Below are 14,979 nucleotides of genomic sequence, written 5' to 3' on the forward strand. Positions count from 1 at the left end.
CCCTCCCCTTTGAGGGGAGGTGGCAGCCACTTGGCTGACGGAGAGCGCGCTATCGACAGCGGATCACCCCTCCGTCTGGCTGCGCCAGCCACCTCCCCTGCAAGGGGAGGGTGGGAAGGTCAGGCGTCGCCGACGATCGCGTCGATCGCTTCGGCCATCTCGATATCGCGCGGGCTCAGGCCGCCCGCATCATGCGTCGTCAGCAGAATCTCCACCCGGTTCCAGACGTTCTTCCACTCCGGATGGTGGTTCGCGCGCTCGGCGATCAGCGCGACCTGCGCCATGAAGCCGAACGCCTCGACGAAATCGGCGAACACGATCGTCCGCGTGATCGCATCGCGCGCATCGTCGTAATCCCACTCGTCGAGCCCATCGAGCGCCTCGGCCCGCTCGGTCTCGTTCAGTGCTTCGATCATTCGCGTGTCCCTTGCCGCTATCCTCGGGCAACGACTATGGCTGACGACATGAGCGGGCAAGCAGCAATACGGGCAGAGGCGCGCGGCGAAGCACCGGACGCCGACGCGATCGAGGCGATCGCGCGCGCGACGATCGCCCGGTTGCCGGCGCAGTTCGCGGTCCATCTCGGCGACATTGTCTTCGCGGTCGAGGAATATGCCGACGACGAGACGCTCGCCGCGCTCGGCCTCGAGCACCCGCTCGATCTGTCGGGGCTGTACCACGGCCGTCCGCTCGGCGAGAAATCGTCGACGGATACCGCCACGATGCCCGACCGCATCGTCCTCTACCGCCGCGCGATCCTGGAGGAGTGGATCGAGACCGGCGTCCGCCTCGACGATCTGGTCGCGCACGTCACGATCCACGAGATCGGCCATCATTTCGGCCTCAGCGACGACGACATGCACGCGCTTGAAGACGCGGCGGAAGACTCCGCTCCGTGACCCTCACGTTTCGCGACGTCGCGTGCGTGCGGGGCGGAAGAATGCTCTTTTCAAACGTCTCGTTTGATCTCGGTCCCGGCGAGGCCGCGATCGTCACCGGCCCCAACGGTATCGGCAAATCGAGCCTGATCCGCATCGCCGCCGGCCTGCTCGCACCGTTCGAAGGTGCCGTGACGTGCCATGCGGACAAGGCACTGCTCACCGAAGCGAGCGCGCTCGACACCGACCGCACGCTGGTCGCCGCGCTGCGCTTCTGGGCGAGCCTCGACCGCACGCCAGACCCGGAAGAGCGTATTGCGCGCGCGGTAAAGGCGCTCGATCTGGACGCACTGGCCGACATTCCCGTCCGACTCCTGTCCACCGGCCAACGCCGCCGCGCCTCGATCGCCCGTGTCGCCGCGACCGACGCGCCGGTCTGGCTGCTCGACGAACCCGCCAACGGGCTCGACCTGGCCTCGATCACGCGGCTCGAAGCGCTGATCGCCCGACATCGATCAGGCGGCGGCGTTGCGCTGGTGGCCACGCATCTCCCGCTGTCGCTACCCGGCGCGCGGGAGATCGCGTTGTGATCGCGCTGATCCGCCGCGATCTCCGCCGCAGCGTGTCGAGCGGCGGCGTGACCTTGGTGGTCGCGTTCTTCCTGCTGGTGGCGACGCTGTTCCCGTTCGCAATCGGCCCCGACGCCGCGCTGCTCGCCAAGATCGGCGGCGGCGTGATCTGGACCGCGGCGTTGCTGGCTGCACTACTTCCGGTCGAGCGTCTGATCGGTCCCGATCTGGAGTCCGGCGTGTTCGATCAGTTCGCGGTGCGCGGTCTGTCGATGACATTGGTCGCGGTGGCCAAGACGATCGCGCACTGGCTCAGCTTCGGCCCGCCGCTGATGCTCGCCGCGGTGATTGCCGCGGGGCTGCTCAACCTCTCGGGCGACACGCTGCTCCGCGTCGAGATCGGCCTGCTCATCGGCACGCCGGGTCTGGCGGCCCTCGCGGTCGTCACCAGCGCGCTGGTCGCGGGCGTGCGCGGCGGTGGTGCGGTCACCGGGCTGGTGATGCTCCCGCTCGCGGTGCCACTGCTGATCTTCGGCGCCGGTTCGCTCGACCCGGCGGGCGGCGCAGGCGCGATAAAACTGCTCGCCGCGGTCAGCCTCGTGCTGGTCGCGGGGGCACCGTTCATCGCCGCCGCCGCGATCCGCGCCGCGCTCGATTAAGCCGCGACCGGCGCGCTCGGTAGTCCTTACCCTCGCCGCCTCCAGCGTCTCGCCCTCTCCCGAGGGGAGAGGGAAGGCGCGCGCGCTTAGTTGAGCGTCGTCATCTCGACGGGCTTGCCCTTGGTGGTCGGGTTGGACGCATTGGCCTTGGGCGCTTTTTCGGCCTTGGGTTTGCGGACTTCCTTGCTCGACTTCTTCTGGCTCTTGGCCATGACGACACCTCATGGGGCGGAAGGCCCCGCACCATCCTACACCGTTGCGACAGCGCGCGCGCCTCTTATCGAAAAACGCTTATTGGAGCCTGTGCAATGTCGCCTCGTCCGCCGACCCGTCGAAGAACCGGTCGAGTGCCGCGCGGAACGGCGACGGGTCGTCGGCGACCGACGCGAACAGCGTCATCGACGATCGCAACTTCACCGCATCGATATCGCCAAGGATTGTCGCGGCCGAGCCCTGCGCGGCGGTCACGGCCTCGGTCGCTTCGAGCAAACGCGGCCCGAGGACCGGATGTGCAAGATACGCCCGCGCCTCGCTCGCATCGGCGATCGCATAGGTCCGTGCCATCATGCTCTGCCCTAGACCCGCGATCTGCGGGAAGATGAACCACATCCAGTGGCTGCGTTTCGCACCGGCGTGCAGTTCGGCAAGCGCCTGCGGGTACACGCCGTGTTGCGCGGTAACGAAGCGGGTCAGATCGTGCGGCATGTCTTCGAAATGCATGTCCGCGAAATGGTCGCGATCCTCCTCGACGCAACCCCCGACAAGGCCGATGCGTTGATTGCACAGAAGAGGAATGCGCATGAAGACGATGGTGATGATCGCGGTGCTTGCCCTCCCGTTGCTGAGCGGTTGCGGCAAGAAGGACGACCCGACCGACACGCTTGCCGCGAGCAACTTCACGCCGCCGCAGACGCGCGCGCCGACGCCGATCCCGGGGCAGGCACAGACCACGCCGATCACCGCCTATGTCGGGAAATACCCGCATGACGCTGTCGGCGGCGTCGATTTCTTCGATCGTACCGATGTCGCGTCGGGGCTGGTCATGGCGGTTGGCGATGCGAAACTGCGCGAGACGATCCGCGGTCGTTCGGGGCCCGAAACGCCGGTGTTCAAGATCGGCGAGCGCGTCGCGGCCTGGGGCTGCGAGGAGCATAATTGCGGCGATCACAACTGGACCGTGATCGTCGACAGCAAGGCCGCCAAGACCCAGGTCTGCTACCATGATGCTGCGAAGATGGGCACGCGGAGCGACTGGTATGACGGCGCCGCCCCCGTACGCCGTGCCGAAACCTGCCCTTCCGAAGGATAAGCGATGCTCGAACACATCCCGGCGTGGCTCGGCCACGCGATGAGCGGTCTGCGTGCGGGCGCCGAAAAGCTCGCCATCGTCCAGCTTGGCAACCGGTTCGAGACGCTCGACCTGACCAGCCCGGCATTCGCGCATGAGAGCCGGATGCCGCCGCGTTTCACGGCCGATGGCGAAGGCGTGTCGCCGCCGCTCGTCTGGAGCGAACCGCCGGCCGGCACCACGCATATGGTGCTGATCGTCGAGGATGCCGATGCACCGACGCCGCAGCCGCTCGTCCATGCGATCGTCTGGGGGCTCGAAGCCGATGCCGGGCGTCTTGCCGAAGGTGCGATCGCCGCCGATGGCGAGGGTGATGCGGCAGGACGCGACGTTGGCCGTAATTCCTATCTTCGCGAAGGATGGCTGCCACCCGATCCACCGAGTGGGCATGGCGATCATCGGTATGCGTTTCAGATGTTCGCGGTTGGCGCGGGCGCTGAAGACGTCGGCGCGACACCCGGACGCTCTGCGGTGATCGACGCCATAACCGGCCATGTGCTGGCAGCGGGATTGTTGATCGGTACCTATTCGCGCGAGGCGGAGGCACCGGTCGGGCCAGTGGGCTTGGGTGCGCCTGCATGACGCAGGGCGGCGGTGGCGGTTTGGCCCTGGGAGCTGAACCGACGCTGCCGAGGTCGGCTCAGACCAGCGTCGTCCCGCTATGCGTGACGATCAGCAAGAGGGTGGTCGAGAAGGCGGCGAGGCCTATGAGAATGCTGCGACCCATGATGGCTCTCCGTGACGCGAGGATCAGGCGATCGGGATGATCGGCGTGGCGGTGCTGACGGCGATCGCGGCGAAGACGATCGCACCGACGAACGAGCAAGCAATACGCTGGACGGTTTCAAAACGGATCGACATGAGATTTTCCTTCGAGTGTCAGGCGCCGGACCATCCGGCTGCCGATATCGAATGAATTGCACGGTGCGTGCCAGTTTCGTAACGTGTTGAACCGCCGTGGATTTCTGATTTGCCGACGCTTCGAGTGGTAAAACGCACCACGAAACCATCGTAAATTCCGCCAACTTACGGGATCAACCGGCGCAGACCCGATCGCGTCCCTGTTTCTTGGCGGCGTACAGCAAGCGGTCGGCTCGCAAGAACGCGATTTCGGCGACCTCGTCGGCATGGATCGCCGTCACGCCTGCGGAAAACGTGATGGTCCCGAGCGCGGTGTCGGTCTCCCGGTTGCGGAAGCGCTTCGCGGCCACGACCGCGCGGACCGAATCGAGCAACTCGGCCGCCTCCGCCAGGCCCAGCCCCCCGAGCAGCACGGCGAATTCCTCGCCGCCATGACGGACGACCAGGTGCGGTGCGCATTCTGCGGCCATGGCTTGGCCGATCGCGACGAGCACGCGGTCGCCGACGCCGTGGCCATGGAGGTCGTTGACGCGCTTGAACCGATCGATGTCGCAGACCGCCAGGCAGTACGGACCTGCGTCCAGATCGCGCGCGGCATAGGCTTCTTCGAAGGCGCGTCGGTTGGGCAGGCCGGTCAGGACATCGCGTCGTGCCGTATCCCGGGCTTCGGCCAGTTTGGCGCGTAGCGCATCGGTTTCCGCCGTGGCCAGCGCCAACCGCACCTCGCTGTCGTGGATCCGCGCGATCATCGAGCTCGTGATGCGGCTGATCTCGTCGAGTTCGGCCAGATGCGTGATCGCCGCCGCGCTTTGCGCGAGTTCATGTCCGAAACCTTCGGTCTCGGCCTGCATCGTTCGCACGATCTGCGCGAACCCGTCGACCTGCTGCTGCGTCTCGATCACCAGCGCGATCGCCGTGTCGGTCCGCATCTCGATGCTGGGCTTGGCGGGGGCTGCTGCATCAGCGCCGGTGGGCGACAGGACGAGGGGGGGACCCTGTACCACCTGCCCGCCGAGTCGCTCGATATCGTGTCGGGTCAATCTGATGCCGAGGTCGGTTTGCTGCCGGACGGCTTCCGCCAACTCACTGTCAGGCGACGATAATACGGCAAAGGCGAAGGCGTAATGCGCGGGATCGGGGCTGAGTTTCTGCGCGTCGAGGAACCTGCCGATCCGTTCGAATATCGTCTCGTTCGGAAATGACCCGGCCATAGTTCTGGCCGCCTGTACGTCGCGCATCTCGTCCCCCGAGTTCTCGCAGTCTCCGATAAACCCGAAAGCGTTAGGATTAAGTCACCAAACCGGCAGGTAATTGCCGGTTCGATGACTATAGGCCGGTGACAACCGAGCCCGATCCATCAAGCGAGAACAACGCTCCGTGTTCGATGGCTTACTTGCCGGTGAGTTTCTCGACTGCGGCAAGTGTCGTCGAGACGTGCGCCGCGGGGTTCATATCGTCATGGACGAACGCGATGCGACCGTCCTTGGCAATGACGTAGCTGGTCCGCTTGGTGATATCGCGACCCGCCATCTGCTTGCCGAGCGCGACGTCGTAGCCCTTGACCACGCCCGGCCCTGCGCTCGCGACCGCGAACTTGCCGGCGCACTTCTCGGCCGAGAACTTGCTCAGCGTCTCGACATTGTCCGCCGACATGCCGATCACCGTCGCGCCCGCCTTGGTAAACGCCGGAATCGCCTCCGCAAAGGCATGCGCCTCGGCGTTGCAGCCGCCGGTGTACGCGGCGGGGAAGAAGTACAGCACGACCGGGCCCTTCTTGAGCTGCTCGGCGAGATGGACCGTGAACACCTTGCCGGCGATCGCGCCACGCGTCGTAAAGTCCGGAGCCCTGGCGCCGGGTGCGAGCGCGGCGAAGGCGGGCGTTGCGGCGAGAAGAGCGGCGGCGGCGAGAGTCGAGACGAGGCGCATGGACGATACTCCGGTTGGATTGCAACGACCTACGCCGACGTGAGCGTTCCGTCCATTGCTCCCTGCGTCAGGGGCCGATAGGCAGGGGCCATGCCAGTGACCCAAGCCGATATCGACCTCGCGCACCGCCTCGCGGATGCTGCGGGCCACGTCATCCGACCCTATTTCCGTCATGAGCACGGCGTCGAGATCAAGGACGACCAATCCCCCGTGACGCGCGCCGACCGCGAGGCCGAGGCCGCGATGCGTCGGTTGCTCGATGCCGAGCGCTCGGGCGACGGCATCATCGGCGAGGAGTTCGGCGAGAAGCCCGGCGTCACCAACCGCAAATGGGTGCTCGACCCGATCGACGGCACGCGCAGTTTCACCGTCGGCCGGGCAATCTTCGGCACGTTGATCGCGCTGGTCGAGGATGGCTGGCCGGTCCTTGGGATCATCGACCAGCCGGTTCAGCGCGAACGCTGGGTCGGTGTCGCCGGCCGCCCGACGACGCTCAACGGTGTGCCGGTTCGCACCCGCGCCTGCCGCGAACTCGCCGGCTCGACGATCGCCACCACCAGCCCGCATCTGTTCGAGGACGGCGACGTGCAGCCCTATCTCGCGCTGGTCGCGGCGATCTCGGGCGGCAATCCGCGCCAGGGTCCGGTCTATGGCGGCGACTGCTACAATTACGGCCTGCTCGCGAGCGGCCATCTCGATGTTGTGTGTGAATCCGGTCTCAACCTCTACGACTTCGCCGCCCTGGTGCCGGTGGTCGAAGGCGCTGGCGGCATGATGTGCGACTGGAACGGCGACCCGCTGACCGCCGCCAGCGAAGGCCATGTGTTGGCGATCGGCGACCCGGCGCGCATGGATGACGTGCTCGAGGCGATGCACCGGTTGCAGGGTGAGGCGCACGATCACGACGATCACGACGATCACGACGGCCACGATCACGGATAGAGATTCCCCTCCCGCCTTCGGGAGGGGCTAGGGGAGGACACGACGTACGTACGGGCGTCCGGCATGCGATCAGCCCTCCCCAACCCCGCAAGCGGGAGGGAGCACTAAAGCGGTATCGCAAACCGCAAAGCCCCACATCATCCCCCCTTCCGTCATCCCGGCGGACGCCGGGACCCACGGACACGGAGCGCTAGCCGTCTAAGCGGACCCAACCATGGGCCCCGGCGTCCGCCGGGGTGACGGGTGGGAGAGCTGGAGACGCAGCCTCGGTTCGGAACCAAGTCGCAGGTACGCCGGACTAACCCAAGCGGCGCGCACGGTTCAGACGAACGGGGTTCCAACCAGCCTGCCGCATACCGCGAAGCCCCGCTCACACCCCCATCCGTCATCCCGGCGGACGCCGGGACCCATGGACGCGGAACGCTAGCCATCTACGCGTGCCCACCATCGGCAACGGTACCCGCTTGACGCCAGGATGAGCGATCTAGGGAAGGGGGGACCGTACAGTTGGTCCCCACGCCCTCAGAAGATCCCCAGAAACTTCTTCCGCTGTGCCTTGCCCTCGGAGCGGGTTGGCTTCCCGTCCTCGGCCTTGGCCGTCGTCCCATGCCCCACATCATCGCGCGGCTGACCCTTGGTAGTCCGCTGCGCGGCGGCCGTCGCCCCGGCCAGTACCGGGCCGCAGGCGGTCGACTTCGCATCGCCGACATCGACGAACGCCAGAATCCCCGCGACCGGCGTCGCGACCAGCGCCAGCCCGAGCCCGCTGCCGACGCGCGCGAGCAGGTCCTGCGAGATCACGTTGAGCTTCGGCGCGGCGAACATCCCGCCAACACTCACGGGCGACTGCCCAGCAAACAGGCTGAACTTCTTCGAATCGGCTCGAAACGCCAGATCCACCGCCTCGTTGCGGAAACTGAACCCGCCGCGGCCGACGATCACGTTCTTGCGGGTATCGATCAGGATCGGGTCCGCCGCAGCCACCCCGCCGCGCACGGTAAAGCCGATCAGCCCGCAGTTCATCTGGACCGGCTCATCAAGCTTGCCTTGGAACATCCGCTGCGCGAACGTGCCGATGTCGAGTTCGGCGAGTTGGACGTTACGGACAGACAGCGCCCCCGACGGCAGCACGAATGCGATCCGGCCACGCGACGACGCCAGCGAATCGTGAATCGAATCGCCACGACCCTCCAGCCTGATCCGCCCCTTGACGGTCCCGGTCGTCCCAGCTTCGGTTAGCCCATAGCCCTTGAGCAGCCGACCCAGCGGCGTCGGCGCAAGGCGGATGTCGTAGGACACCGCGCTCGGCCGTGCGCGCGTATCGAAGATGACGTCCGAGGCCACGTTGCCGCGTGCCATCGAGAAGGTCAGCGGCGACAGCGCCAGCCGCCCGCGTTCCAGGTCGAGCGTCAGATCGATGTCGGAGATCGGCAGGTTGCGCGACTTCACCACGCCGATCGTCCATTTCAGGTCGGCGTCGAAAATCTGCATCGTCGCGACCGGCAGGTTCCCGTCGGGCAACAGGCGTTGCGGTGCGGCGCCTGTCGCGGCGGCGGCTGCGACAGCCCCCTTCGATTCGACGATGTCGGGATTGAAGCCGATGAACGGTGCCGCATCGATGATGTCGAGGCTCTTGGTCGTGAGCACCGAATCGAGATGGATGCGCTCGCCGTTGACGATCGTCAGCTTGCCCGCGAGATCGGTTCGGCCTGCAAAGCCGCGCAGATGCGTGAAGGCGTATTCGTCGCCCTGCTTGATCAGCTGCGCGCGCAGTTTGTAGGTCCGCGTGTTCGGGATCGCGACGTCGATCACGCCCAGCAGCGTCGACAGGTTTGCGCCGCGCGCGGTCACGGCAAGCGGCACGTTCTCGACATCGGCGATGCTCGGCAGCGTGCCCGCGACGTCGATGATGTTGCCCGCCGCCCGCGCCCGCGCGACCAGCTTGTTCTGTCCGCGGTTGGCGGTCGCATCCGGCGACAGCAGTTGCGCGGTCACGGTGAACGGCGTCTCGCGCAACCGCCCCTTGCCGGTCAGCCCGACCGCGCGGCCGATCGTCGCGTCGACCGAGCGGATATCGGCAACCTTCAGGTCGGCCAGTACACGCATCCGTGGATCGAGATAGCGCACCGTCGTGCCCGTCACCGTCGCGACGTCGATTCGTGGAAACTCCAGCGGCTTGCCACCCTTCTTGTTCGAGAACGTCCAGGTGTTGGCCGAATGCGCCGCGTTCCACTCCAGATCGACTGTGCCGTTGACCAGATCGAGCCAATACAGCCGCCGCTTGCCGAAGAGCAGCGACAGCGGCGCGATCCGCGTGTCGAGCTTGTCCGCCTGGAACAGGTTCGGCTTGCTCGACCAGTCGGGGTTCGAGAGCGTGAAGTTCTCGGCGTACAGCTTGATCCGGAACGGCGCGAAGTACAGCTGGAAATCGCCGCGCACGGTCAGCGTGCGGTGCGTGAGCGAGCCGACGACGCGCTCGAACGGATGCTTTAGGAAGCGCCCCTTGGTGATGTACAGCACCAGCCAGATCGCGACGATGACCGCGACGATCCCGAGCAGGATGTTGCGCAGTATCCGCCGCTTGCGACGTTTTTGCGCGGAGGCTGCTTCCGGGGCTACGGAAGGGGTCTCAATCGGCTGCGTCGGGCTGTCGTCCATGCTTGGCCTATCGCACGACAGCCGCGTCAGTTCCACAACGGTTGATATGCCGCATTAATGCGTCTATGCGGCCCGCTTCCTCGAAGGGAACGCGTTCGACGAATCGCCCGGCCAGTGTGGGCTGCCGCGGCGATTTCAGCGTCCTCCTTCGTAACCGAAAGGATAAAAATGCCCAAGCTGAAGACCAAGAGCGGCGTCAAGAAACGCTTCAAGCTCACCGCCACCGGCCTGCTCAAGCACGGCGTCGCCGGCAAGCGTCACCGTCTGGCGCATCACAACGGCAAGTACATCCGTCAGAACCGCGGCACCAAGCTGCTGTCGAAGGCCGATACCGCAGCAGTGAAGGCCTGGGCGCCTTACGGCCTGCGTTGAGCTGAGAAGGAATTAGACAATGGCACGCGTAAAACGGGGTGTTACCACCCGCGCCAAGCACAAGCGTATTTTGGTTCAGGCGAAGGGCTATTATGGCCGTCGCAAGAACACCATCCGCATCGCCCGTCAGGCCGTCGAGAAGGCCGGACAATACGCTTACCGCGACCGCAAGGTTAAGAAGCGCACGTTCCGCGGCCTCTGGATCCAGCGCATCAACGCTGGCGTCCGCGCCGAGGGTCTGACGTATTCGCAGTTCATGCACGGCGTGAAGCTTGCAGGGATCGAACTCGACCGCAAGGTCCTGGCCGACATCGCCATGCACGAGGGCGCTGCATTCAGCGCCATCGTCGCCCAGGTGAAGGCGGCTCTCCCCCAGGCCGCGTAATTCGCGACTGAGGTAAGTTTCGGGAGGGCGTCGGTGGGAGACCACCGGCGCCCTTTCTGCGTTTGGGGCGGGTTGAACGCCCCAACTATGATCACCCCCTCACCCCTCACCCCTCTTCCTCCGTCATCCCGGCGAACGCCGGGACCCATGGTTAAGGCGTACCCTGCGATAACGTGCTACCATCACTCGCCCGCTACCATGGGTCCCGGCGTCCGCCGGGATGACGGGGTGTTGATGGACGGAACTGCGAAGCACTTCGCTTTACAGATCAAGCGGGCAACAAGGGGAGCACGAAATGCGCGAAACCTTTCAGCCCTGCGTCTACATCCTCCACTCCCGCCGCCACGGCACGCTCTACATCGGCGTCACCTCAAACTTGCTCGCAAGGCTGGTTCAGCACCGAGAGGGGTTGATCCCCGGCTTCACTCGCCGGTACGGCATCAAGCGTCTCGCTTATTACGAGATGTTCGACACGATGGAGGCCGCGATCTCACGCGAGAAGCGGCTGAAAGAATGGCGAAGAGCGTGGAAGATCGAGCTGATCGAAGCGTGCAACGAAAATTGGGACGATCTGGGTATCGGCCTCGGGCTGCCCCGCCTAACCGAACCCGCCCTGGGAGTATGACGTGACGCAAGACCTGAACCAGATGCGCGACCACATGCTGACGGCGATCGCCGCGGCATCCGGGCTCGACGCGCTCGACGCGTGCCGGGTCGAGGCGCTCGGCAAGCAGGGCACGATCACCGCGCTGCTCAAGACGCTCGGCAAGATGACGCCGGACGAGCGCCTTGTCCAAGGTCCGCAGATCCAGGGCCTCCGCGAAGCAGTCGCCAACGGCATCGCCGAGCGCAAGGCCACGCTCGAACGCGCCGCGCTCGACGCGCGTCTCGCCAGCGAAACGCTCGACATGACACTCCCCGCGGACGCGACGCCCGCCGGCACGATCCACCCCGTCAGCCAGGTCATGGACGAACTCGCCGAGATCTTCGCCGACTTGGGCTTCGCGGTCGCGACCGGTCCCGAGATCGAGACCGACTGGCATAATTTCACCGCGCTCAACATCCCCGAGACGCACCCTGCGCGCGCGATGCACGACACCTTCTACTTGCAACAAGGCATCGACGCGAAGGCCGCCGGCACCGCCGACGAGAAGACGACCTTCTCGCTGCTCCGCACGCACACGTCGCCCGTCCAGATCCGCACGATGTTGAGCCAGAAACCCCCGATCCGCATCATCGCCCCCGGCCGCACCTACCGCTCGGACTCCGACGCGACGCACACGCCGATGTTCCATCAGGTCGAGGGCCTCGTGATCGACAAGGGAATCACGCTCGGACACCTGAAATGGACGCTCGAGACCTTCGTGAAGGCATTCTTCGAGCGCGACGACATCGTGCTCCGCCTGCGCCCGAGCTACTTCCCGTTCACCGAGCCTTCGGTCGAGATCGACGTCGGCTACACGCTCGTGAAGGGCAAGCGCGTCGTCGGCGGCGCCGAGCCCGATGGCTGGCTCGAGATCCTCGGCTCGGGCATGGTCCACCGCAAGGTGATCGAAGCCTGCGGGCTCGACCCCGACGAATGGCAGGGCTTCGCGTTCGGCTGCGGGATCGACCGCCTCGCGATGCTCAAATACGGCATGGACGACCTCCGCCCGTTCTTCGACGGCGATATCCGCTGGCTCAAGCATTACGGCTTTTCGAGCCTCGACGTCCCCACCTTGTCCGGCGGAGTCGGCGCATGAAGTTCACCCTCAGCTGGCTCAAGCAGCACCTCGAAACCACCGCGACCCTCGACCAGATCGTCGAGGCGCTGACCCGCATCGGCCTCGAGGTCGAAGGCGTCGAGAACCCCGGCGAGAAGCTCGCCGCGTTTAAGATCGCCAAGGTGCTCAGCGCCGAACGCCATCCGCAAGCGGACAAGCTCCAGATACTGTCGGTCGATGCCGGTAACGGTCCGCTCCAGGTCGTCTGCGGCGCGCCCAACGCGCGCGCCGGCCTGGTCGGCGTGTTCGGCGCACCCGGCGCCTATGTTCCCGGCCTCGATGTGACGCTCAAGCTCGCGAGCATCCGCGGCGTCGAATCGAACGGTATGATGTGCTCGACGCGCGAGCTGGAACTCGGCGAGGATCATGACGGCATCATCGAACTGCCCGAAGACGCGCCGATCGGCACCGCGTACCCGGACTATGCCGGCCTGACCGACCCGGTCATCGACGTCGCGATCACGCCGAACCGGCAGGACTGCATGGGCGTCCGCGGCATCGCGCGAGACCTCGCCGCCGCCGGCCTCGGCACGCTCTCGCCGCTGACGTTTGACGCGTTCACGAGCGAGGGCGCAGGCCCCGACGTCCGCACCGACGATACCACCGGCTGCCCCGCGTTCTTCGCGCAGACCGTCACGGGCGTGACCAACGGCGACTCCCCCGAGTGGATGCGCCGCAGCCTGCTCGCGATCGGCCAGAAGCCGATCTCCGCGCTTGTCGACATCACCAACTATCTGATGATCGACCTAGGCCGCCCGTTGCACGTATACGACCGCGCCAAACTCTCCGGCGGCCTCGTCGCGCGGAAAGCAAACGACGGCGAGCAGGTCGTCGCGCTCAACGGCAAGACCTACACGCTCGACGCGACCATTACCGTCATCGCCGACGACACCGCCGTGCACGACATCGGCGGCATCATGGGCGGCGAGCATTCGGGCGTCTCTGCGGAGACCACCAACGTCCTGATCGAATGCGCGTATTTCGATCCCGACCACATCGCCCGCACCGGCCAGAAGCTGACGCTCACCTCCGACGCGCGCAGCCGTTTCGAACGCGGCGTCGACCCCGCGTTCCTCGAAGACGGCCTCGCGATCGCCACCGCACTCGTGCTCCACATCTGCGGCGGCACCGCGAGCGAGGTCACCCGCTCGGGCGAACCCCCGCTAGACCCCCGCGTAATCCACTACGATCCGCGCTTAAGCACAGACCTCGGCGGCCTCCACGTCGCCCCCGAACGCCAGGCCCGCACCCTCTTGTCGCTCGGCTTCACGATCGGTGCGATCAAGAGCGCCGATGCGTTCAGCGATGCGCTGTTCTCGACGATCGAGGGCAAATGGCCGGTCACCATCCCGACCTGGCGCCGCGACGTCGACGGCCCCGCCGACCTCGTCGAGGAAGTCGTGCGGATCGAGGGCATCGACTCGATCCCCTCGACGCCGCTCCCCCGCATGCCCGGCGTCGCCAAGCCGACCGCCACGCCCGAGCAGAAGCTCGAACGTAGGGCGCGTCGCGCGGCGGCGGCCCGAGGGCTCGACGAGGCGGTAACGTGGAGCTTCCTCTCCGAAGCCGAAGCAGCCCCCTTCGGCGGCGGTGCCTGGACGCTCGCCAACCCGATCAGCGAAGACCTGAAAGTCATGCGTCCGTCGCTGCTCCCCGGCCTGCTCGCAGCGACGGGGCGCAACCTGAAGCGCGGGGCACAGAGCGTCCGCCTGTTCGAGGTCGGCCGCCGCTATCTGGCGGAGGCCGAACGCGCGACGCTCGGCGTCGTCCTCGCCGGCGACCGCCGACCCCGCGGCTGGCGCGATGGGAAAGCGGCGACCTTCGACGCGTATGACGCGAAGGCCGAAGCGCTAGCACTTCTCGCGGCCTCGGGCGCGCCGGTCGATAACCTGCAAGTCATGGGTGAGGCCGGTGACGCATGGCATCCCGGCCAGTCGGGCACGCTTCGCCTCGGGCCGAAGACGGTGCTGGCGAGCTTCGGCATGCTCCATCCGTCGGTGCTGAAGGCGTTCGACCTCGACGGCGCGGTCGCCGCGGTAGAAGTCTACCTCGACGCGATCCCGCCCAAGCGCGCGTCTGGTTTCACCCGCCCCGCCTACACGCCACCGGCGCTGCAAGCCGTCCGCCGCGACTTCGCGTTCCTCGTGCCGGCGGCGCTCGCCACCGACACGCTGGTCCGAGCGGTCAAGGGCGCCGACAAGGTCGCGATCGTCTCGGCCCGCGTATTCGACGTGTTCACCGGGGCAGGGGTCGAGGACGGCCACAAGTCGGTCGCGGTCGAGATCGTCCTGCAGCCGACCGCCAAGAGCTTCACCGACGAAGAAATCAAGGCGATCGCCGACAAGGTGGTCGCGGCGGCAGCCAAGCAAGGTGCAAGCCTGCGCGTCTGAAGTGCCCTCACCCTTCCCACGGCCAAGCAGCCGTGGCCCCCTTCCCTCTCCCCCAAGGGGAGAGGGAGAGACGCCGAAGGCGGCGAGGGTGAGGGCACGCGTTTTGCCCGCTAACGCCACCCCGGCGAAGGCCGGGGCCCAATTGGCAAGGTCAGCGTAATGAAGCGATGCCCGCCGTTAACAGGGTCCCCCAATTGGGCCCCGGCCTGCGCCGGGGTGGTGCTGATG

17 protein-coding genes are annotated in these 14,979 nt (G+C 66.4%); 11 read left to right on the top strand and 6 right to left on the bottom strand.

What is annotated here, in order from left to right; genetic code table 11:
• Positions 1-119: 119 nt before the first annotated feature.
• Positions 120-416: a 4a-hydroxytetrahydrobiopterin dehydratase gene (locus U1763_RS16555; protein ID WP_128453864.1), complete on the bottom strand. Its 297-nt coding sequence runs from the start codon at positions 414-416 to the stop codon at positions 120-122.
• A 48-nt stretch (positions 417-464) separates the two neighbouring features.
• Between U1763_RS16555 and U1763_RS16560 the strand changes: the two genes are divergently transcribed.
• The 3 genes from U1763_RS16560 to U1763_RS16570 are packed head-to-tail and all read left to right on the top strand — an operon-like array spanning position 465 to position 2,106.
• Positions 465-899, top strand: a complete 435-nt coding sequence (locus U1763_RS16560) for a metallopeptidase family protein (protein ID WP_443026931.1) — start codon at positions 465-467, stop codon at positions 897-899.
• 41 nt (positions 900-940) lie between these two features.
• Positions 941-1,468, top strand: coding sequence for a heme ABC exporter ATP-binding protein CcmA (gene ccmA / locus U1763_RS16565; protein WP_332756058.1), 528 nt, complete (start codon positions 941-943; stop codon positions 1,466-1,468).
• Entirely contained in the window at positions 1,465-2,106 is a 642-nt protein-coding gene (locus U1763_RS16570; RefSeq protein ID WP_332756059.1) for a heme exporter protein CcmB, read from the top strand. The genes ccmA and U1763_RS16570 overlap by 4 nt, the downstream gene beginning before the upstream one ends.
• An 86-nt stretch (positions 2,107-2,192) precedes the next feature.
• On the opposite strand, the gene U1763_RS16575 is transcribed toward U1763_RS16570, so the two are convergent.
• Together U1763_RS16575 and U1763_RS16580 are read right to left on the bottom strand one after the other, a co-directional pair.
• Positions 2,193-2,318, bottom strand: coding sequence for a hypothetical protein (locus U1763_RS16575; protein WP_259457500.1), 126 nt, complete (start codon positions 2,316-2,318; stop codon positions 2,193-2,195).
• Positions 2,319-2,397: 79 nt separating this feature from the next.
• Positions 2,398-2,826 carry a DUF1810 domain-containing protein gene (locus tag U1763_RS16580; RefSeq protein ID WP_443026937.1) on the bottom strand — a complete coding sequence of 143 codons (429 nt, stop codon included), beginning with the start codon at positions 2,824-2,826 and terminating at the stop codon, positions 2,398-2,400.
• A gap of 79 nt (positions 2,827-2,905) precedes the next feature.
• Here U1763_RS16580 and U1763_RS16585 point away from each other — a divergent pair, with 79 nt between their 5' ends.
• Both U1763_RS16585 and U1763_RS16590 read left to right on the top strand, forming a co-directional pair.
• Complete coding sequence (locus U1763_RS16585; RefSeq protein ID WP_332756060.1) at positions 2,906-3,415, top strand: Ivy family c-type lysozyme inhibitor; 510 nt, start codon at positions 2,906-2,908, stop codon at positions 3,413-3,415.
• Positions 3,416-3,418: 3 nt separating this feature from the next.
• On the top strand, positions 3,419-4,036 hold the full coding sequence (locus tag U1763_RS16590; RefSeq protein WP_132895776.1) for a YbhB/YbcL family Raf kinase inhibitor-like protein: 618 nt from the start codon (positions 3,419-3,421) through the stop codon (positions 4,034-4,036).
• A gap of 452 nt (positions 4,037-4,488) precedes the next feature.
• Here U1763_RS16590 and U1763_RS16595 read toward each other — a convergent pair whose 3' ends face one another.
• Together U1763_RS16595 and U1763_RS16600 are read right to left on the bottom strand one after the other, a co-directional pair.
• Entirely contained in the window at positions 4,489-5,526 is a 1,038-nt protein-coding gene (locus U1763_RS16595) for a GGDEF domain-containing protein (RefSeq protein ID WP_332756061.1), read from the bottom strand.
• 178 nt (positions 5,527-5,704) lie between these two features.
• Positions 5,705-6,241, bottom strand: a complete 537-nt coding sequence (locus U1763_RS16600; protein WP_132895774.1) for a peroxiredoxin — start codon at positions 6,239-6,241, stop codon at positions 5,705-5,707.
• A 90-nt stretch (positions 6,242-6,331) separates the two neighbouring features.
• Here U1763_RS16600 and U1763_RS16605 point away from each other — a divergent pair, with 90 nt between their 5' ends.
• Complete coding sequence (locus tag U1763_RS16605; protein ID WP_332756062.1) at positions 6,332-7,183, top strand: inositol monophosphatase family protein; 852 nt, start codon at positions 6,332-6,334, stop codon at positions 7,181-7,183.
• 522 nt (positions 7,184-7,705) lie between these two features.
• On the opposite strand, the gene U1763_RS16610 is transcribed toward U1763_RS16605, so the two are convergent.
• Entirely contained in the window at positions 7,706-9,841 is a 2,136-nt protein-coding gene (locus U1763_RS16610) for an AsmA family protein (protein WP_332756063.1), read from the bottom strand.
• A gap of 168 nt (positions 9,842-10,009) precedes the next feature.
• On the opposite strand from U1763_RS16610, the gene rpmI reads away from it, so the two are divergent.
• The 5 genes from rpmI to pheT all read left to right on the top strand — a co-directional run bounded on the left by rpmI (position 10,010) and on the right by pheT (position 14,751).
• Positions 10,010-10,213, top strand: coding sequence for a 50S ribosomal protein L35 (rpmI, locus tag U1763_RS16615; protein ID WP_031395289.1), 204 nt, complete (start codon positions 10,010-10,012; stop codon positions 10,211-10,213).
• A gap of 19 nt (positions 10,214-10,232) precedes the next feature.
• Positions 10,233-10,598: a 50S ribosomal protein L20 gene (rplT, locus tag U1763_RS16620; RefSeq protein ID WP_056054375.1), complete on the top strand. Its 366-nt coding sequence runs from the start codon at positions 10,233-10,235 to the stop codon at positions 10,596-10,598.
• A gap of 295 nt (positions 10,599-10,893) precedes the next feature.
• Positions 10,894-11,223, top strand: a complete 330-nt coding sequence (locus tag U1763_RS16625) for a GIY-YIG nuclease family protein (protein ID WP_332756064.1) — start codon at positions 10,894-10,896, stop codon at positions 11,221-11,223.
• A 22-nt stretch (positions 11,224-11,245) separates the two neighbouring features.
• Positions 11,246-12,340, top strand: coding sequence for a phenylalanine--tRNA ligase subunit alpha (pheS, locus tag U1763_RS16630; RefSeq protein ID WP_332756252.1), 1,095 nt, complete (start codon positions 11,246-11,248; stop codon positions 12,338-12,340).
• On the top strand, positions 12,337-14,751 hold the full coding sequence (gene pheT / locus U1763_RS16635) for a phenylalanine--tRNA ligase subunit beta (protein ID WP_332756065.1): 2,415 nt from the start codon (positions 12,337-12,339) through the stop codon (positions 14,749-14,751). Before pheS ends, pheT begins: the two co-directional genes overlap by 4 nt.
• Positions 14,752-14,979: the final 228 nt, after the last annotated feature.

Origin of the sequence: Sphingomonas sorbitolis (assembly GCF_036663875.1) — a bacterium.
Taxonomy (GTDB): Bacteria; Pseudomonadota; Alphaproteobacteria; order Sphingomonadales; family Sphingomonadaceae; genus Sphingomonas.